The organism is Aeromicrobium sp. UBA7512 (genome assembly GCF_002476985.1).
GTDB lineage: Bacteria > Actinomycetota > Actinomycetes > Propionibacteriales > Nocardioidaceae > Aeromicrobium > Aeromicrobium phoceense.
This window is the reverse complement of record NZ_DLNK01000001.1, coordinates 69,683-89,580: the sequence shown is the minus strand read 5'-3', so window position 1 is coordinate 89,580 and position 19,898 is coordinate 69,683. Positions and strand designations below refer to the sequence as shown.

The window sequence follows — 19,898 nt, the reverse complement described above, 5'->3', positions numbered from 1 at the left end:
TGCCCTAGTCGTGCCCGTGGCGCTCCGACTCCAGGTGCCCGGCGGGCTCCAGCTGGAACGTCGAGTGGGCCACGTCGAAGTGGTGGCTCAGGCACGTGCACAGGTGGTCGAGCACGTGGTGCGCGTCGGCCATGTCGACGACCGAGTCGTCGACGACGACGTGCGCACTCATCACCGGCATCCCGCTGGTGATGGTCCAGACGTGCAGGTCGTGCACGTCCACCACGCCCTCCACCCCGAGGATGTGGCCCCGCACCTCGTCGAGGTCGACGTCACGAGGACTGGTCTCCAGCAGGACCTCGGCCACGTCCCGCAGCAGCGACACTGCGCGCGGGATCACGAGTGCCGCGATCACCAGCGAGGCGATCGGGTCGGCCTCGTGCCAGCCGGTGAGGAGGATGACGACTGCGGACACGATCACCGCGACCGAGCCGACGGCGTCGCCGAGCACCTCGAGGTAGGCGCCACGGACGTTCAGGCTCTCCTTCGAGCCGGCGCGCAGGATGACGAGTCCGACGATGTTGACCGCGAGTCCGACCGCGCCCGCCACCAGCACCCAGCCACCCTCGATGCTCGGTGGGTCGTCGAGCCGAGCGACGGCGTTGACAGCGATGACGACGCAGATGCCCAGCAGGATCAGCCCGTTGGCGCCGGCGGCGAGGACCTCGGTGCGGTGCCAGCCGTAGGTGCTGCGCGGACCGCCGGGCCGCTGGGCCACGGCGATCGCCGCCAGCGCGAGCACCAGACCGAGGGAGTCGCTGAGCATGTGGCCGGCGTCGGCGAGTAGGGCGAGCGAACCGGTCATCAGGCCGACGACGACCTGCACGACCAGGACCCCGAGGGTCAGCGCCAGCACGGTGAGCAGTCGTCCGCGGTGCCGGACCCCGGCGCCGTGCGCGTGATCGTGTCCCACACCGCGAGGGTACGGCAGGCCCCTCCCCCGAACGGCACCCGGACATGACAGAACCCCCGGGGCCGAAGCCCCGGGGGTTCTCACGCAGTGCGTGTCAGGTCAGATCACTTGCTGATCTTCGTGACACGGCCGGCGCCGACGGTGCGGCCGCCCTCGCGGATGGCGAAGCGCAGGCCCTCCTCCATGGCGATCGGCTGGATCAGCACGACCGACATCTCGGTGTTGTCGCCGGGCATGACCATCTCGGTGCCCTCGGGCAGCGTGACGACGCCGGTGACGTCCGTGGTGCGGAAGTAGAACTGCGGGCGGTAGTTGTTGAAGAACGGCGTGTGACGGCCACCCTCCTCCTTGGACAGGATGTACACCTGGCCGTCGAACTCCGTGTGGGGAGTCGTCGAGCCGGGAGCGATCACGACCATGCCGCGCTCGACGTCCTCGCGCTTCGTGCCACGCAGGAGCAGTCCGACGTTCTCGCCGGCCTGACCCTCGTCGAGCAGCTTGCGGAACATCTCGATACCGGTGACGGTCGTGGTCTGCTTGTCCTCACGGATGCCCACGATGTCGACGGTGTCGTTGACCTTCACGATGCCGCGCTCGATACGACCGGTGATGACGGTGCCACGACCGGTGATCGTGAAGACGTCCTCGACCGGCATGAGGAACGGCTTGTCCGTCTCACGCGGGGGCAGCGGGATGTACTCGTCGACCGCGTTCATCAGCTCGAGGATCGACTCGGCCCACTTCTCGTCGCCGGTCAGGGCCGGGTGGGCCGCAACCTTGACGACGGGGACGTTGTCGCCGTCGAAGTCCTGCTCGTTGAGCAGCTCGCGAACCTCGAGCTCGACGAGCTCCAGGATCTCCTCGTCGTCGACCATGTCGCACTTGTTGAGCGCCACGACCATGGCCGGCACGCCGACCTGGCGGGCGAGCAGCACGTGCTCACGCGTCTGGGGCATGGGGCCGTCGGTGGCGGCGACCACGAGGATCGCGCCGTCCATCTGAGCCGCGCCGGTGATCATGTTCTTGACGTAGTCGGCGTGACCCGGGCAGTCGACGTGCGCGTAGTGGCGGTTCTCGGTCTGGTACTCGACGTGCGAGATCGAGATCGTGATGCCGCGCTGGCGCTCCTCGGGAGCCTTGTCGATCTGATCGAAGGCCGAGGCCTCGTTCAGGTCGGGGTACTTGTCGTGCAGCACCTTGGTGATCGCCGCGGTCAGCGTCGTCTTGCCATGGTCGATGTGACCGATGGTGCCGATGTTCATGTGCGGCTTGGTCCGCTCGAACTTCGCCTTAGCCACTGGGGCCCTCCTGGTTTGGTTTCTCTAGATCTTGTTTGACTGAAACGCCGTGTGGAACGCGTCGGAGCGAACCTCAGGCCACCCTATGCGATGGGGCCGAAGCTCACTCGCCGCGGGCCTTCTTGACGATCTCTTCGGCCACGGCCTTGGGGACCTCGGCGTAGGAATCGAACTGCATCGAGTACGACGCGCGGCCTGAGGTCTTCGACCGCAGGTCACCCACGTACCCGAACATCTCGGACAACGGCACGAGCGCCTTGATCATCTTGGCGCCACCGTAGCCCTCCTCCATGGACTGAACCTGTCCACGACGAGAGTTGAGGTCGCCGATCACGTCGCCCATGTAGTCCTCGGGCGTCGTGACCTCGACGGCGAACATCGGCTCGAGGAGAACCGGGTTGGCCTTGCGCGCTGCTTCCTTGAAGGCCATGTTGCCGGCCAGCTTGAAGGCGAGCTCGCTGGAGTCGACGTCGTGGTAGGCGCCGTCCTCGAGGGTGAACTTGACATCGACCATCGGGTAGCCGGCGAGGACGCCGAACTCCATGGCGGCCTGGCCGCCGGCGTCGACCGAGGGGATGTACTCGCGCGGGACGCGACCACCCGTGACCTCGTTGACGAACTCGTAGCCGCCCTCGCCACCGGCCTCGGGGCCGTTGGGCGCCAGGCCGATGACGACCTTGGCGAACTGACCCGAGCCACCGGTCTGCTTCTTGTGCGTGTAGCTGTGACCCGTGACGGCCTTGCGGATGGTCTCGCGGTAGGCGACCTGCGGCTTGCCCACGTTCGCCTCGACCCGGAACTCCCGCTTCATGCGGTCGACCAGGATGTCGAGGTGGAGCTCGCCCATGCCGGCGATGATCGTCTGACCCGTCTCCTCGTCCGTGTGGACCTGGAACGTCGGGTCCTCCTCGGCGAGCTTCTGGATGGCGACGCCCAGCTTCTCCTGGTCGCTCTTGGTCTTGGGCTCGATCGCGACCTGGATCACCGGGTCCGGGAAGGTCATCGACTCGAGCACGATCGGGTTGGCCGAGTCGGCCAGCGTCTCGCCCGTGGTGGTGTCCTTGAGGCCCATGACGGCCACGATCTGGCCGGCGCCGACCGACGCGATCTCCTCACGCTTGTTGGCGTGCATCTGGTAGACCTTGCCGATCCGCTCCTTGCGGCCCTTCGTGACGTTGAGCACCTGGGTGCCCGCCTCGAGGCGACCGGAGTAGACGCGCACGAAGGTCAGCTTGCCCAGGTGCGGGTCCGTGGCGATCTTGAAGGCCAGACCGGCGAACGGCGCGTCGTCGGACGGCGGGCGCGTGTCGTTCTTCGACTCGTCCTTCGGATCGAGGCCGACGATGTCGCCGACGTCGATCGGGCTGGGCAGGAAGTCGACGACCGCGTCGAGCAGGGGCTGGACGCCCTTGTTCTTGAACGCCGTGCCGCACAGGACCGGGTTGAGCTTCGCGGCCAGGGTGGCGCGACGAATCGCGGCCTTGAGGTCCTCGACCGAGATGTCCTCGCCCTCGAGGTACGCCATGGCGATCTCGTCGTCGACGTCGGCCAGAGTCTCGAGAAGGTTCTCGCGACCCTCGGCGGCGGCGTCGGCCAGGTCGGCCGGGATCTCCTCGACCGTGTAGTCCTCACCGATCGTCGTCTCGCCGCGCCACGTCAGGGCACGCATGCCGACGAGGTCGACGACGCCCAGGAAGTCCGACTCGGCACCGATCGGCAGCTGCAGGACGAGCGCGGTCGCGCCGAGGCGCTCGCGGATCGTCTTGACGCAGAAGTCGAACGAGGCGCCCGTGCGGTCGAGCTTGTTGACGAAGCACATGCGCGGGACGCCGTACTTGTCGGCCTGACGCCACACGGTCTCGGACTGGGGCTCGACGCCGGCGACGCCGTCGAACACCGCGACCGCGCCGTCGAGGACGCGCAGCGAGCGCTCGACCTCGACGGTGAAGTCGACGTGACCGGGGGTGTCGATGATGTTGATCTGGTGGTTCTTCCACCAGCAGGTCGTCGCGGCCGACGTGATCGTGATGCCGCGCTCCTGCTCCTGCTCCATCCAGTCCATCGTGGCGCCACCCTCGTGGACCTCACCGATCTTGTACGTGATGCCGGTGTAGAACAGGATGCGCTCGGTGGTGGTGGTCTTACCGGCATCGATGTGCGCCATGATGCCGATGTTGCGGACCTTGGTCAGGTCGGTGGTGATGTCGGTTGCCACGTGAGGATCAGCCTTCGCAGAGATGGGGGTGGGTGGGCGAGCGCGGGGTCACCGCGCTCACGGTCACCAGCGGTAGTGGGCGAACGCCTTGTTGGCTTCGGCCATCTTGTGGGTGTCCTCGCGCTTCTTCACGCTGGCACCCAGGCCGTTGCTGGCGTCGAGCAGCTCGTTCTGGAGACGCTCGGCCATGGTCTTCTCGCGACGCTCGGAGCTGTACTTGACGAGCCAGCGCAGCGCGAGAGTGGTCTGACGGCCCGGACGGACGTCGACCGGGACCTGGTAGGTGGCGCCACCGACGCGGCGGCTCTTGACCTCCAGGGCGGGCTTGACGTTGTCGAGCGCGCGCTTGAGGGTGATGACCGGATCGGTGCCGGACTTCTCACGCGTGCCCTCGAGGGCGCTGTAGACGATGCGCTGTGCGACCTGCTTCTTGCCGTCGAACAGCACCTTGTTGATCAGCTGGGTGACCAGCTGACTGCCGTAGACCGGATCGGTCTCGATGGCACGCTTCGGAGCGGGACCCTTGCGAGGCATCAGCTCTTCTCCTTCTTCGCGCCGTAACGGCTGCGAGCCTGCTTGCGGCCCTTGACACCCTGCGTGTCGAGGGAGCCGCGAATGATCTTGTAGCGGACACCCGGGAGGTCCTTCACACGACCACCGCGAACGAGCACGATCGAGTGCTCCTGGAGGTTGTGGCCCTCACCGGGGATGTAGGCGGTCACCTCGGTGCCGCTGGAGAGGCGGACACGAGCGACCTTCCGCAGCGCGGAGTTCGGCTTCTTGGGGGTCGTGGTGTACACGCGGGTGCACACGCCACGCCGCTGGGGCGAACCCTTCAGGGCCGGGGTGTTGGTCTTGACGACCTTGCTCTGGCGGCCCTTGCGGACAAGCTGGTTGATGGTGGGCACTATGCCTCTTCCTGGGAATTCTCCCGTGCAGTCGCGGGCGCGCATACCGCCTCGCGGGTCTTTCTCGATCTCCACCACGGGGGCATCCGACCACCGTGGTCACGGATCATCGGGCCAGGGGCCCTTGTCCGTTCGAACGTCGCACCGACTCACGTCGGGCACGGCTCCCCATACTACCTGAGCCCGCCGCGTCGGGACAAATCGCCTCCACCGGCCGGCAGCGGCCGGGCGTCAGGGGACGCGCGGCCCGTCGAACCAGGCGACGGCCGCACCCGAGGGCGCTACGGCGGACGCCGGCGCCCTGCCCCACAGGGCGAGGTACAGGTCGGTCGCCGTGCCGACGGCCTCGCCGTCAACGTCGATCTCGCGCTGGACGAGGCGCGGCGGTCCCTCGGGGTCGTCCTCGTCGGGCGCGACGATCCAGCTGCGCTCCAGGTCGGTGGCGACGAGACGGACGGGCGCGTGGACGTGGGGCCGCTTCCCGCGGTCGGTCATCCGGCGGCCGAAGACACGGATCACCTCGGCGATCCCGTCCCCCGCGACCTCGGGATCGACGTCCCACGTGAGGTCCGGGCGCCCGCACGCCTGGAGCAGGTCGACCCGGTGGATGCAGGTCTCGTGCAGCTGGCGCCGCGGCCAGAAGGCGGCCACCTCGTCGGTGCGCGAGAAGTTCGGCACCGGCTCGTCGGGATCCACCGCCTGCAGCGCCGCGATGAGGGCCGTGGCGGTGCCGGCGTACCACTCGTCCAGCGGCTCGCTCGCGCGCGCGGCCGGCTCGTCGGGGATCCGCTGGCCCGACAGCACGATGGCCGCGGCCCACCGGTGGATCGAGCCGAGGTGACGGACGACGTCGGCCGAGGTCCAGCCGGGGCAGGCGGGCACGGGCTCGTCGCCCTCGATGTCCCCGACGAGGGCGGCGAAGCCGGCCATCTCGCGGCCGAGCAGGATCAGCGGGTCTTCCATGGGGCCCATCCTCCCGCCCCACGCCCGACTTTTGTGACGCGGTTCGGCACGCCGAGCCGGATCGAACCGAACGGTGTCACAAAAGTTGCCCCCCGGGGGGCGGTGGTCAGCGGTCGCCGAGGAGCAGTTGGGCGAGGTGGACGGCCTGGACGTCGGCGAGGTCGTCGAGCTGGGTGCGGCAGCTGAACCCGTCGGCGACGACGATCGCGTCGGGACCGGCGTCGCGGACGGCGGGGAGCAGCTGCTGCTCGGCCACGGCGACCGAGACCTCGTAGTGCCCCTGCTCGACGCCGAAGTTGCCGGCGAGACCGCAGCACCCGCCCACCCGGACGACGCTCGCGCCGGTCCGCGACAGCAGGCGCAGGTCGGCCTCGAAGCCCATGACCGAGGCCTGGTGGCAGTGCGGCTGAACCACGAGGGTGCGCCCGGACAGGTCGGGCACCTCGAGCTCCTCGCGGTCGGCCAGCAGCTCGGCCAGGGTGAACACGCCCTTCGCCACCTCGGCCGCGCGCGGGTCGGCGACGAGCTCGACGGCGTCGGTGCGCAGGACCGCGAGGCACGAGGGCTCGAGGCCGACCACCGGGATCCCGGCCGCGACGTAGGGGTGCAGCTGGTCGACGGCAGCGCCCGCCAGCTCGGCGGCCTGGTCGAGCTGACCGGTCGAGATCCAGGTCAGCCCGCAGCACTGCTGGCGCTCGAGCAGCCGGATCTCGTACCCGGCCGCCTCGAGCAGACGCACGGCCGCCCGGCCGGCGTCGGTGGAGAAGTACTCGGTGAAGGAGTCGGCCCACAGCAGCACGGGATCGCCGCCGGTGGCACGCTCCTCCCGCGCCAGGACCTTGGAGAAGGTGCGGGTCGCGAAGGCGGGCAGGCTGCGGCGCTGGTCGACGCCCGCCACCCAACGGGCGAGGTGCGCGACGCCCGGCGTGCGCAGGGCCAGGTTCGCCAGGCGCGCGACCGGCGCGGTGAGTCGCGCCCACAACGGGAGCCGGCCCAGGACGTAGTGACTGCGGGGCCGCAGCTTGCCGCGGTAGGTCTGGTGCAGCACCTCGGACTTGTAGCTGGCCATGTCCACACCGGTGGGGCAGTCGCCCAGGCACCCCTTGCACGACAGGCACAGGTCGAGCGCCTCGTGCACCTCCGGGCTGCTCCAGCCGCCGTCGACGAGACGCCCGTCGATCATCTCCTGCAGCACGCGGGCTCGACCACGCGTGGAGTCCTTCTCCTGGCGGGTGGCCTGGAACGAGGGACACATGACGCCGGACGCGGGCGCCGCGAGGCACTTGCCCACTCCCGTGCACCGGTGCACCGCGGCGCCGAAGTCGCCGTCGTCGTGCAGCAGCTTGAGTCCGCGCCGCTGCCCGGGAAGGCCGGCGGGCCAGCCGGCGCCCATGCCGCGCAGGTCGGCGTCGAGCGGACGGGGTCGCACGAGGACGCCCGGGTTCATCAGGTCGTCGGGGTCGAAGACCGCCTTGACCTGCTCGAACAGGGAGACGGCCTCCGGCGAGTACATGAGGGGCAGCAGCTCGGACCGGGCCCGGCCGTCGCCGTGCTCGCCGGAGAAGGAGCCGCCGTACGAGGCGGTCAGCGTGGCGGCATCGGTGAGGAAGGACCGGAACCCCCGGCGGCCGTCGGGCGCGTCGAGCGGGAAGTCGATGCGCACGTGCACGCAGCCGTCGCCGAAGTGGCCGAACAGGGTGCCGTGCAGGCCGTGCTGGTCGAGCAGTGCCTCGAAGCCGCGGAGGTACTCCCCCAGCCGCTCCGGCGGGACGGCGGCGTCCTCCCAGCCGGCGAGCGCCGGGCGGTCCCAGGCGCGCGACGCCAGGCCGGCGCCCTCCTCGCGGATCCTCCACAGGACCGACTGCTCGATCGGGGAGGTGACGTGGCGGTGGCCGAGCGCACCCGAGGCGCTGACGACCCGGTCGGCCCGGGCGCGCAGCTCGGCCGCGTCGTCCCCTGCCAGCTCGACGTAGAGGAAGCCGTCGCCCTCGGGCAGCTCGGGAACGGACGAGACGCCGTTCGCCGCGCGATAGACCTCGACGATGCGGCCGCCCAGACCCTCGCACGCGATCGGCTCGAACGGCAGGATCGCCGGGACGTGGTCGGCGGCCTCGGCCATCGAGGGGAAGGACAGCACGACGAGGTGGCGGACCGGCGCGTCGGCGACGAGGTCGACCGTGGCGCCCAGCATCACCGCGAGCGTGCCCTCGGTGCCGGCCATGAAGGAGGCGACGTCGAAGCCGCGCTCGGGCAGCAGGTGCTCGAGGCTGTACCCCGAAACCTGGCGGCCGAAGCGGCCGAACTCGGTGCGGACGGTGGAGAGGTTGGCGCCCACGAGCGAGCGGAGCCGCTCGAGCCGGTCGGACGCCACCGTGACGTCGCGGCCCACCTGGAACCGCTCCCCCGACATCGTCAGCAGGTCGAGGGCGGCCACGTTGTCGGCGCTGCGCCCGTAGCCCAGCGCGCGGTTGCCGCAGGCGTTGTTGCCGATCATCCCGCCCACCGTGCACCGCGTGTGGGTGGACGGATCGGGCCCGTAGCGCAGTCCCGCCGGCGCGGCCGCGCGCTGGAGCGTCGCGTGCACGACCCCCGGCTGGACCTGCGCGGTGCGCGTGGCCTCGTCGATCGCGTGGATGCGGTTCATGTGGCGCGAGAAGTCGAGCACGACGCCCGTGCCGATCGCGTTGCCGGCGATCGAGGTGCCGGCGCCGCGGGAGGTGAGCGGGGTACCGGTGGTGCGGCACGCCTCGACGACGGCGTGGACCTCGTCGATGTCGTGCGGGCGGACGACCACGGTGGGCTCGACCCGGTAGAGCGAGGCGTCGGAGCTGTAGAGCGCGCGCGCCAGCGACGAGGAGTCGACGTCGCGCACCCCGGCCCGGTCCAGCGCCGACAGGACGTCGCCGGCGTGCGTGCGCTCGAGGGGAGGCGTGGTCATCGGTGTCCTTCGTCCGCGGAGTCCGTCAGTAGCATGCTACTACCCGCGGCCGCGGTGGCTCCGCGGACGTCGTCGGCCCACCCCGGGTCGACGGTCTCCCCCGGTCCCGCCACCTGGCGCATCAGCAGCGTCCCGGTGCGCTCGAGGTGCGCCGCCATCCGTGCGGCTGCGGCCTCGGGCTGGCGGGCCGCGACCGCCTCCGCCACGGGAGCGTGCTCGGCGGCCACCTCACCGAGCGGGCGCGAGCGCCCGAAGGTGGAGACGCCCCGCGCCTGGATCGAGTCGCGCAGGCGGGTGACCTCCGCCTCCAGCCGCGGATTGCGCACCGCGGACGCCACCAGCGAGTGGAAGTCGCGGTCGACCCGGGTGAAGTCGGTCCGGCGCCCGGCCTCCGCGTGGGCCCGGGTCGCCTCGACGTTGGCGGCCAGCTCGTCCAGCAGGGCGCGGTCGGCGAGGCGCGCCGCTGCCGCGGCGGCCGGCACCTCGAGCAGCAGCCTCAGCTCGAAGACCTCGCGGACGTCGGCCACGGTCACGCCGCGGATGCGCACGCCCCGGTTGCGCTCGATCTCGACCAGACCGAGGTCCGCCAGCCGCAGCACGGCCTCGCGGACCGGGGTGCGGGAGACGTCGAGCTGCTCGGACAGCCGATAGATGGAGTGCTGCGATCCCGCCGCGAGCTCGCCGCCGACGATCTGCTCGCGCAGCAGCGCGAAGACACGGTCGGTGGCGGTCGTCCGTGCGGTCACGGTCGCCTCGGGACGATCATGGACAGAACCATACGGCGCCACCTTGTAACCTTGGGTGGTCCACATCTACCAAGGGATTCGATGCGCCGTCTGACTGCTGCCATCGCCGCGACGACGGCGCTCCTGACGTTGACCGGCTGCACGTCCGACGGGGGTGTGCCGAGCGCCGACCGCACCACCGTGCCGCCCGAGATCGACTCGCACGAGTCCGGTCCGGCGAGCCCGATCGCCTACGGGCTGAGCGTTCCCCCCGGCGCCACCCAGCTCGGCCCCCTGGTTCGCTACCGCAGCGAGCGCCTGATCGACGCCTTCAAGCCCGAGCTCGACGCCGTGCGCGCGGAGCAGGCGCTGGAGGACGCGGAGGAGGCCGAGGAGGAGGGCACCGACACCACGCCCACCCCCACACCAACTCCCACCGTGGACACCCGCCCCGAGGGCGACCTCTTCGAGGACCTCGACGATCCGCCGAAGCCCGACACGTTCGTCTCGCTGATGCGCGTCGACGGGAACCCGACGCTCGTCGTGCGCCGGATGCTCGCCGAGCTCGACGTCCTGCTGCCCGAGTCCGACATCGTCACCGACGACCTGTCCGCGTACTGCCAGGCGAAGGACCGCCGCGTCACGGGCTGCGACCTCGACATCACCGGCACGAGCCCGGGCGGGCGCGACCTGCGCGTGCACCTGACCGTGGATCCCGGACGCGTCTCCACCCGCACCGGCAACTTCGCCTCGCTCGAGCGGCCCGTGATGCGCCTCGACCTCTCCTACGTCGGCGATCCCCGCACCGGCCAGGAGGATCGCACTCCCGAGGAGCTCGAGGACCCCGTCGAGGTCGAGGACACCACCGAGAAGACCGACTGGATCTGGCCCAAGATGGACGAGGACGCCCCCGCCACGGAGCCCGTCATCGACGGCTACCTGCCGCCGTCGAGCGCCACCGTCCTGCTGTCGGGCCAGCGTCCGCCGTTCGCCACGATGACCACGCTGCGCGCCTCCATCGCCACCGAGGTCGCCGAGACCTTCACCAGCGAGCGCGTCGAGGGCGCCCTCGAGCGCGACGTCGTGGCCGACCTCAACGAGGTCATCATCACGACGTGGGGCACGAAGGCCGACGGCACGGGCGTGCGCACGGTGCACACGCTCTCGGCGCGGGGCAACTACCTCTCGCTCTTCCTGACGCCTCCGGCCTGATCCCACCGCGGAATCGCACGGGCTGCGGCGCGGCCGGGAACTACTAGAGTCGAGGCGATGAGCCGCCTCGATCCGCTGCCGGTCAGCACCTCAGCGCCGAAGGAACGTGTCGCGTACCTCGACAACGCGCGGTACTGGGTCATGCTCCTGGTCGTGATCGGGCACTCGCTCACCGAGCTCGTGGTGATGGACTCCGCGCGCGGCGTCTACACGTGGATCTACTCGTTCCACATGCCGTTCTTCGTGCTGATCTCGGGCTACACCGCCCGGCACTACGTCGGCGACTTCCGCCAGATCCGCCGCATCGTCTCCACCCTGATCGTGCCGTACCTGATCGTCGAGACCGGCCTGCAGCTGATCACCCGCCACTACGACGGCGAGCCCGAATACCTGATGATCCTGTCGCCGCAGTGGCTTGGCTGGTTCCTCGCGGCCCTGTTCATCTGGCGGCTCACCACGCCCATCTGGCGGGCGCTGAAGTACCCGATCACGACCGCTGTCCTGATCTCCCTGCTGGCCGGGCTCATCGAGATCCCCAACGTCCTCGCTCTGCCGAAGGTGCTGGGACTGCTGCCGTTCTACGTGATCGGCCTGCACTTCGACCGCGACATGTTCCTGCGACTCGGGCGCACCCGGATCCGCATCGTCTCGGTGGCGCTGCTGGTCGGTGCGTTCGTCGCCTGCCAGCTCTTCGCCCAGTCGTGGGCCGACCGCTGGCCCACCACGACCTGGCTGCTGTGGAAGGCGCGCTACGACGAGCTCGACGCGGCGCCGCTCGAGGGCGTCGCGATCCGCGCGCTGCTGATGGTCATCGCGCTGGTGCTGACCCTCGCGGCGCTGTCGCTCATCCCGCGGGGTCGCTCGTGGACCACGACGCTCGGCGGCCGCACCTTCTACTGCTACCTGCTGCACGGCTTCGTCATCCTGTGGCTCGATCGCCACTACGACCTGTGGGCCCGGATCGAGCCCTACGGCGCGACTGCCGTGCTCGGCTGCATCGTCACGGCGCTCATCGTGGCGAACCTGCTGATGACCAAGCCGGTGGCCACGGTGTTCCGGCCGGTCTTCGAGCCGCGCCTGACCTGGATGTTCCGCGACCCCAGCGAGGACACCGACCACTTCCAGGGCGAGCACCCGGACGTGTGGGACCGCGGCCTCGAGCCGGCCTACCCGTCGCGGCACCACCGCCCGCTGGGACACCACCTCCGCTGACCCACCGCCCACCCCGGGCATGACGAAGGGGCCCTGCCGGATCGGCAGGGCCCCTTCGCGTGACTCAGTGACTCACTTGTCGAAGCTGAAGTCGTAGTCGTCCAACGCCACCGGCGCCGCGTCCGAGGCTCCGAACTGGTAGTCGAAGCTGTCGTAGCCGGTGACCGCGTAGGCGTTCTGACGCGCCTCCTCGGTCGGCTCGACCCGGATGTTGCGGTACCGCTCCAGGCCGGTGCCGGCCGGGATCAGCTTGCCGATGATGATGTTCTCCTTCAGACCGCGCAGCGAGTCCGACTTGCCCTGGATCGCGGCCTCGGTGAGGACGCGGGTCGTCTCCTGGAAGGAGGCGGCCGACAGCCAGGACTCGACGGCCAGCGAGGCCTTCGTGATACCCATCAGCACCGGACGGCCCGAGGCGGGGGTGCCACCCTCGGCGACGACGCGACGGTTCTCCTCCTCGAAGATCGCGCGGTCCGCGAGATCGCCGGGGATCAGCTTCGCGTCACCCTGCTCGATGACCGTCACGCGACGGAGCATCTGGCGCACGATGATCTCGATGTGCTTGTCGTGGATCGCCACGCCCTGGCTGCGGTAGACCTCCTGGACCTCGTCCACGAGGTGCTCCTGCGCCTTGCGGACACCCAGGATGCGCAGGACCTCCTGCGGATCGGGCGTACCGTGCGTGAGCTGGTCGCCGACCTCGACCGAGTCGCCGTCCTGCACCTGCAGGCGCGCGCGCTTCGTGACGGGGTACTCCATCGGCTCGGCACCGTCGTCGGGCGTGACCACGATCTTGCGACCCTTGTCGGAGTCGTCGATCGTGACGCGACCGGCGGCCTCGGTGATCGGCGCCTTGCCCTTGGGCTGACGAGCCTCGAAGAGCTCGACGACGCGCGGCAGACCGTGCGTGATGTCGTCACCGGCCACACCACCGGTGTGGAAGGTACGCATCGTCAGCTGCGTGCCGGGCTCACCGATCGACTGGGCCGCGATGGTGCCGACGGCCTCGCCGATGTCGACGAGCTTGCCGGTGGCCAGCGAACGGCCGTAGCACTTGGCGCACGTGCCGGTCTTGGCATCGCAGGTCAGGACCGTGCGCACCTTGATCGACTCGACGCCGGCGGCGATGAGCTGGTGGATCTCGACGTCGCCGAGGTCCTCGCCCGCACCGACCAGCACCTCGCCCGACTCCGGGTGGACGATGTCCACCGCGGCGTTGCGGGCGTAGGCCGAGGTCTCGACGTTCTCGGCGGCCACGAGGGTGCCGTCGTCGAGGCGCGTCGCGATCACCTTGGGCAGACCACGCTCGGTGCCGCAGTCCTCCTCGCGGATGATGACGTCCTGGCTGACGTCGACCAGACGACGGGTCAGGTAACCCGAGTCGGCCGTACGCAGCGCGGTGTCGGCCAGGCCCTTACGAGCGCCGTGGGTCGCGATGAAGTACTCGACGACCGACAGGCCCTCGCGGTAGTTCGCCTTGATCGGGCGCGGGATGATCTCGCCCTTCGGATTGGCGACCAGGCCTCGCATGGCGGCGATCTGACGCAGCTGCATCATGTTGCCTCGAGCACCGGAGTTGACCATCATCCAGATCGGGTTGTCCCCGCTGGCCTTGAACATCTCCTCCATCGTGCCCGCGACCTCGGCCGTGGCCTGGGTCCAGATCTCGATGAGCTCCTGGCGACGCTCGTCCTCGGTGATGAGACCGCGGTCGAACTGCTGCTGCACCTTGGCGGCCTGACCCTCGTACTTCTCGAGGATCTTGCCCTTCTCCTGCGGGCTGACCACGTCGTCCATCGAGATGGTGACGCCCGAGCGGGTCGCCCAGTGGAAGCCGGCGTCCTTCAGGTTGTCCAGCGCGACGGCCACGTCGACCTTGCTGTAGCGCTCGGCGAGGTCGTTGACGATGACGCCGAGCTCCTTCTTGCCGACCTGGAAGTTCACGAACGGGTAGTCGTCCGGGAGCGTGTCGTTGAAGATCGCGCGGCCGAGCGTCGTGTCGCGGATCTCGCCGTTGATGCGGATCTTGACCTTGCTCTGCAGCGTGATCTCGCCCCGCTCGAACGCCATCGTCGCCTCGGAGGGCGAGCTGAACGCACGGCCCTCGCCCACGTGACCGTCACGGTCGAGCGTGAGGAAGTACAGACCGATGATCATGTCCTGGGTGGGCATGGTGACCGGTCGGCCGTCCGACGGCTTGAGGATGTTGTTCGTCGAGAGCATCAGGACGCGGGCCTCGGCCTGCGCCTCGGCCGACAGCGGCAGGTGCACGGCCATCTGGTCACCGTCGAAGTCGGCGTTGAAGGCCGAGCAGACGAGCGGGTGGATCTGGATGGCCTTGCCCTCGATGAGCTGCGGCTCGAACGCCTGGATGCCCAGACGGTGCAGGGTGGGCGCGCGGTTCAGCAGCACGGGGTGCTCGGTGATGACCTCTTCGAGCACGTCCCACACGACCGGGCGAGCACGCTCGACCATGCGCTTGGCGCTCTTGATGTTCTGCGCGTGGTTCAGGTCGACCAGACGCTTCATCACGAACGGCTTGAACAGCTCGAGCGCCATCTGCTTGGGCAGACCGCACTGGTGCAGCTTGAGCTGCGGGCCGACGACGATGACCGAACGGCCCGAGTAGTCGACGCGCTTGCCGAGCAGGTTCTGACGGAAGCGACCCTGCTTGCCCTTGAGCATGTCGGAGATCGACTTCAGCGGGCGGTTGCCCGGACCCGTGACGGGACGGCCACGACGGCCGTTGTCGAACAGCGAGTCCACGGCCTCCTGCAGCATCCGCTTCTCGTTGTTGACGATGATCTCGGGCGCGCCGAGATCGAGCAGTCGCTTGAGGCGGTTGTTGCGGTTGATGACGCGGCGGTACAGGTCGTTCAGGTCGGACGTCGCGAAACGGCCACCGTCGAGCTGGACCATCGGGCGCAGCTCCGGCGGGATCACCGGGACGGCGTCCAGGACCATGCCCGCCGGGTTGTTCTCGCTGCCCATGAAGGCCGAGACGACCTTGAGGCGCTTGAGGGCACGGGTCTTGCGCTGACCCTTGCCCGTGGCGATGATCTCGCGCAGCAGCTCGGCCTCGGCGTCGAGGTCGAAGTCCTGCAGGCGCTTCTGGATCGCCGCAGCGCCCATGTAGCCCTCGAAGTACTTGCCGAAGCGGTACTGCATCTCGCGGAACAGCAGCTCGTCACCCTCGAGGTCCTGGACCTTGAGGTTCTTGAACCGGTCCCAGACCTCCTGGATGCGCGCGATCTCACGGTCGTGGCGATCGCGCAGCTGGCCCATCTCACGCTCGGCCGCATCGCGGACCTTGCGCAGCTCGGCCGCCTTGGCCTCCTCCGCCTCGAGCGCCGCGACGTCCTCCTCGAGCTTGATCGCCCGGGCGTTGATCGCGCCGTTCTTGCGGTTCTCGATCTGGTCGATCTCCTGGCGGATCTTGCCCTCGAGGCTGTCGAGGTCACGATGACGCGCATCGTCGTCGACCGAGGTGATCATGTAGGCCGCGAAGTAGATGACCTTCTCCAGGTCCTTCGGCGCCAGGTCCAGCAGGTAGCCCAGCCGGCTCGGCACGCCCTTGAAGTACCAGATGTGCGTGACCGGGGCGGCGAGCTCGATGTGGCCCATCCGCTCACGGCGCACCTTGGAGCGGGTCACCTCGACCCCGCAGCGCTCACAGATGATGCCCTTGAAGCGCACGCGCTTGTACTTGCCGCAATAGCACTCCCAGTCCCGGGTGGGACCGAAGATCTTCTCGCAGAAGAGTCCGTCACGCTCGGGCTTGAGCGTGCGGTAGTTGATCGTCTCCGGCTTCTTGACCTCGCCGAACGACCAGTTGCGGATGTCGTCGGCGGTCGCGAGACCGATCTTGAGCTGATCGAAGAAGTTCACGTCGAGCACGGTGTCTTCTTTCCCTTTCAAAGATGGAGCAGAGTCGAAGTGGTCGGTATCGGTGGTGCTCAGAGCTCGTCGACGGACGACGGCTCGCGGCGGGACAGGTCGATACCGAGCTCTTCGGCAGCGCGGAAGAACTCCTCCTCGGAGTCCTTCATCTCGACGGCGGAGCCGTCGGCGGAGAGCACTTCGACGTTGAGACACAGGGACTGCATCTCCTTGACGAGAACCTTGAACGACTCGGGGATACCCGGTTCGGGGACGTTCTCGCCCTTCACGATGGCTTCGTACACCTTGACGCGACCGACGATGTCGTCGGACTTGATCGTCAGCAGCTCCTGCAGCGCGTACGCGGCGCCGTAGGCCTCCAGGGCCCAGACCTCCATCTCACCGAAGCGCTGGCCACCGAACTGGGCCTTACCGCCGAGCGGCTGCTGGGTGATCATCGAGTACGGGCCGGTCGAGCGCGCGTGGATCTTGTCGTCGACCAGGTGGTGCAGCTTCAGCATGTACATGTAGCCGACGCTGATGGGATCGGGGAACCGCTCGCCGGTGCGACCGTCGAACAGACGCGCCTTGCCGTCCGGGCCGACCATGCGGTCGCCGTCGCGGTTCGGACGCGTGTTGGAGAGCAGACCGGAGATCTCGTCCTCGCGCGCACCGTCGAACACCGGGGTGGCGATGTTCGTGTTCGCGGGGGCCGTGTCGGCACCGATCTTGCGCAGGCGCTCGGCCCACTCCTCCTTGTTCTCGGCCGGAACTTCCCAGCCGGCCTTGGCGATCCACCCGAGGTGGTTCTCCAGGACCTGACCGACGTTCATTCGACCGGGCACGCCCAGCGGGTTGAGCACGATGTCGACCGCGGTGCCGTCCTCGAGGAACGGCATGTCCTCGACGGGCAGGATCTTCGCGATGACGCCCTTGTTGCCGTGACGGCCGGCGAGCTTGTCACCGTGGCTGATCTTGCGCTTTTGGGCCACGTAGACACGCACCAGCTGGTTCACGCCGGGGCTGAGCTCGTCACCCTCGGACGCGTCGAAGACGCGCACGCCGATGACGGTGCCGGACTCGCCGTGCGGGACCTTGAGCGAGGTGTCGCGCACCTCGCGCGCCTTCTCGCCGAAGATCGCGCGCAGCAGGCGCTCCTCGGGGGTCAGCTCGGTCTCGCCCTTGGGCGTGACCTTGCCGACGAGGATGTCGCCGTTGCCGACCTCGGCGCCGATGCGGATGATGCCGCGCTCGTCGAGGTTGGCGAGGGTCTCCTCGCTGACGTTCGGGACGTCGCGCGTGATCTCCTCCGGGCCCAGCTTCGTGTCGCGGGCGTCGACCTCGTGCTCCTCGATGTGGATCGAGGTCAGCAGGTCGTCCTGGACGACGCGCTGGGACAGGATGATCGCGTCCTCGTAGTTGTGGCCCTGCCAGGGCATGAAGGCGACGAGCAGGTTGGTGCCCAGCGCCATCTCGCCCTCGTCGGTGCAGGGACCGTCGGCCAGCGGCGTGCCGACCTCGACCCGCTGACCCTCACGGACCAGCGGGCGCTGGTTCGTGCAGGTGCCCTGGTTCGAGCGACGGAACTTCGCCAGGCGGTACGTGGTGTACGTGCCCTCGTCCTCCATGATCTCGACGGAGTCCGCCGAGACCTCCTTGACGACGCCGGGCTTCTTGGCGACGGTGACGTCACCGGCGTCGACGGCGGCACGGAACTCCATGCCGGTGCCGACGAGCGGGGCGTCGTTGCGGATCAGCGGGACGGCCTGACGCTGCATGTTGGCGCCCATGAGCGCGCGGTTCGCATCGTCGTGCTCGAGGAACGGGATCAGGGCGGTCGCGACCGACACCATCTGGCGCGGCGAGACGTCCATGTAGTCGACCTCTTCGGCCGGGCGGAGCTCGGCCTCGCCGCCACGCTGGCGCACCAGCACGGCGTCCTCGGCGAACGAGCCGTCCTCGTTGAGGATCGAGTTCGCCTGGGCGACGATGTAGCGGTCCTCATCCGTGGCGGTGAGGTAGTCGATCTGCGTGCTGACCTTGCCGTCGATGACGCGGCGGTACGGCGTCTCGACGAAGCCGAACGGGTTGATCCGTCCGAACGACGCGAGCGAGCCGATCAGGCCGATGTTCGGACCTTCCGGGGTCTCGATCGGGCACATGCGGCCGTAGTGCGACGGGTGGACGTCGCGGACCTCGTAGCCGGCGCGCTCACGCGACAGACCACCCGGGCCGAGGGCCGACAGACGACGCTTGTGCGTCAGGCCCGCGAGCGGGTTGTTCTGGTCCATGAACTGCGACAGCTGGCTGGTGCCGAAGAACTCCTTCAGCGCGGCCGTGATCGGACGGATGTTGATCAGGGTCTGCGGCGTGATGGCCTCGACGTCCTGGGTCGTCATCCGCTCGCGCACGACACGCTCCATGCGGGCCAGGCCGGTACGGAGCTGGTTCTGGATCAGCTCGCCGACCGTGCGCATACGACGGTTGCCGAAGTGGTCGATGTCGTCGGCCTCGACCGGGACGGTGCCGGCCGGGGTCTCGAGCTCGGTGGCGCCGTCGTGCAGTGCCACGACGTAGCGGATCGTGGCCACGACGTCGTCGAGCGTCAGCGTCTGCTGGTCGAACGCCGCGTCGGTGCCGAGCTTCTTGTTGATCTTGTGGCGACCGACCTTGGCCGTGTCGTACCGCTTCGGGTTGAAGTAGTAGTTCTCGAGCAGGGTCTGCGCGGCCTCGACCGACGGCGGCTCGCCCGGACGCAGCTTGCGGTAGATGTCGATGAGCGAGCGACGCGTGACCTCGGCGTCGACCATCTCGGTGGTGACGGCGGCGTCGCGAGCCTTCTTCTCGAGCTCCTCGCGCACGATCTCGCTGCGGACCGAGTCCTTCTCCATCGTGATGCGGATGGACTCGTACTGGCCGAACTGCTCGAGGATCGCGTCCTCGGTGAAGCCCAGCGCCTTGAGCAGCATCGTGACGGACTGCTTGCGCTTGCGGTCGAGACGGACGCCGACGATGTCGCGCTTGTCGATCTCGAACTCCAGCCACGCACCGCGCGACGGGATGACGCGCGCCGTGAAGATGTCCTTGTCGGACGTCTTGTCGGGGGTGCGCTCGAAGTACACGCCCGGCGAGCGGACGAGCTGGGAGACGACGACACGCTCGGTGCCGTTGATGATGAAGGTGCCCTTGTCGGTCATGAGCGGGAACTCGCCCATGAAGACGGTCTGGCTCTTGATCTCGCCGGTCTCGTTGTTCATGAACTCGGCGGTGACGAACAGCGGGGCGGCGTAGGTGACGTCGCGGTCCTTGCAGTCCTCGACCGAGTACTTCGCCGGCTCGAACCGGTGGTCGCGGAAGGACAGGCTCATCGTCTCGGAGAAGTCCTCGATGGGGCTGATCTCCTCGAAGATCTCCTCCAGGCCGGACTTGGCCGAGACGTCGTTGCGTCCGGCGGCCAGATCGGCCTCGACGCGCTCGCGCCAGGCGTCGCTGCCGATCAGCCAGTCGAAGCTGTCGGTCTGCAGGGAGAGAAGTTCAGGAACCTCGAGCGGTTCTGCGATCTTCGCGAACGAGATGCGCGAGGTGGTGTTCGTGGGTGCGGCGGTACGCGAGGCGGCCAAGAGAAGTCCTTCCGA

12 protein-coding genes are annotated in these 19,898 nt (G+C 68.9%); 2 read left to right on the top strand and 10 right to left on the bottom strand.

Annotated elements, in window-relative coordinates:
• Positions 1 to 4 precede the first annotated feature (4 nt).
• The 8 genes from B2363_RS00430 to B2363_RS00395 form a co-directional block, all read right to left on the bottom strand.
• Positions 5 to 913, bottom strand: a complete 909-nt coding sequence (locus tag B2363_RS00430; protein WP_286927700.1) for a cation diffusion facilitator family transporter — start codon at positions 911 to 913, stop codon at positions 5 to 7.
• A 104-nt stretch (positions 914 to 1,017) separates the two neighbouring features.
• A complete protein-coding gene (tuf, locus tag B2363_RS00425) occupies positions 1,018 to 2,211 on the bottom strand; it encodes an elongation factor Tu (protein WP_286927698.1) in 1,194 nt (397 codons plus the stop codon).
• Positions 2,212 to 2,314: 103 nt separating this feature from the next.
• Positions 2,315 to 4,426 carry an elongation factor G gene (gene fusA / locus B2363_RS00420; protein ID WP_181754430.1) on the bottom strand — a complete coding sequence of 704 codons (2,112 nt, stop codon included), beginning with the start codon at positions 4,424 to 4,426 and terminating at the stop codon, positions 2,315 to 2,317.
• A gap of 63 nt (positions 4,427 to 4,489) precedes the next feature.
• Entirely contained in the window at positions 4,490 to 4,960 is a 471-nt protein-coding gene (gene rpsG / locus B2363_RS00415) for a 30S ribosomal protein S7 (RefSeq protein ID WP_078699135.1), read from the bottom strand.
• Positions 4,960 to 5,334 carry a 30S ribosomal protein S12 gene (gene rpsL / locus B2363_RS00410; protein ID WP_019143662.1) on the bottom strand — a complete coding sequence of 125 codons (375 nt, stop codon included), beginning with the start codon at positions 5,332 to 5,334 and terminating at the stop codon, positions 4,960 to 4,962. The genes rpsG and rpsL overlap by 1 nt, the downstream gene beginning before the upstream one ends.
• A 231-nt stretch (positions 5,335 to 5,565) precedes the next feature.
• A complete protein-coding gene (locus B2363_RS00405) occupies positions 5,566 to 6,297 on the bottom strand; it encodes a maleylpyruvate isomerase family mycothiol-dependent enzyme (protein WP_286927696.1) in 732 nt (243 codons plus the stop codon).
• Between the two features lie 106 nt (positions 6,298 to 6,403).
• Positions 6,404 to 9,235 (bottom strand): FAD-binding and (Fe-S)-binding domain-containing protein, encoded by a 2,832-nt coding sequence (locus B2363_RS00400; protein WP_286927695.1) that lies wholly within the window; start codon positions 9,233 to 9,235, stop codon positions 6,404 to 6,406.
• On the bottom strand, positions 9,232 to 9,981 hold the full coding sequence (locus B2363_RS00395; protein WP_286927694.1) for a GntR family transcriptional regulator: 750 nt from the start codon (positions 9,979 to 9,981) through the stop codon (positions 9,232 to 9,234). The genes B2363_RS00400 and B2363_RS00395 overlap by 4 nt, the downstream gene beginning before the upstream one ends.
• A gap of 81 nt (positions 9,982 to 10,062) precedes the next feature.
• On the opposite strand from B2363_RS00395, the gene B2363_RS00390 reads away from it, so the two are divergent.
• Positions 10,063 to 11,172 carry a hypothetical protein gene (locus tag B2363_RS00390; RefSeq protein WP_286927693.1) on the top strand — a complete coding sequence of 370 codons (1,110 nt, stop codon included), beginning with the start codon at positions 10,063 to 10,065 and terminating at the stop codon, positions 11,170 to 11,172.
• A 57-nt stretch (positions 11,173 to 11,229) separates the two neighbouring features.
• Positions 11,230 to 12,384 (top strand): acyltransferase family protein, encoded by a 1,155-nt coding sequence (locus tag B2363_RS00385; protein ID WP_181754418.1) that lies wholly within the window; start codon positions 11,230 to 11,232, stop codon positions 12,382 to 12,384.
• A gap of 72 nt (positions 12,385 to 12,456) precedes the next feature.
• On the opposite strand, the gene B2363_RS00380 is transcribed toward B2363_RS00385, so the two are convergent.
• Positions 12,457 to 16,281 carry a DNA-directed RNA polymerase subunit beta' gene (locus tag B2363_RS00380; protein ID WP_181754416.1) on the bottom strand — a complete coding sequence of 1,275 codons (3,825 nt, stop codon included), beginning with the start codon at positions 16,279 to 16,281 and terminating at the stop codon, positions 12,457 to 12,459.
• A gap of 59 nt (positions 16,282 to 16,340) precedes the next feature.
• Positions 16,341 to 19,883 (bottom strand): DNA-directed RNA polymerase subunit beta, encoded by a 3,543-nt coding sequence (locus B2363_RS00375; RefSeq protein WP_286927691.1) that lies wholly within the window; start codon positions 19,881 to 19,883, stop codon positions 16,341 to 16,343.
• Between the last annotated feature and the right edge of the window lie 15 nt (positions 19,884 to 19,898).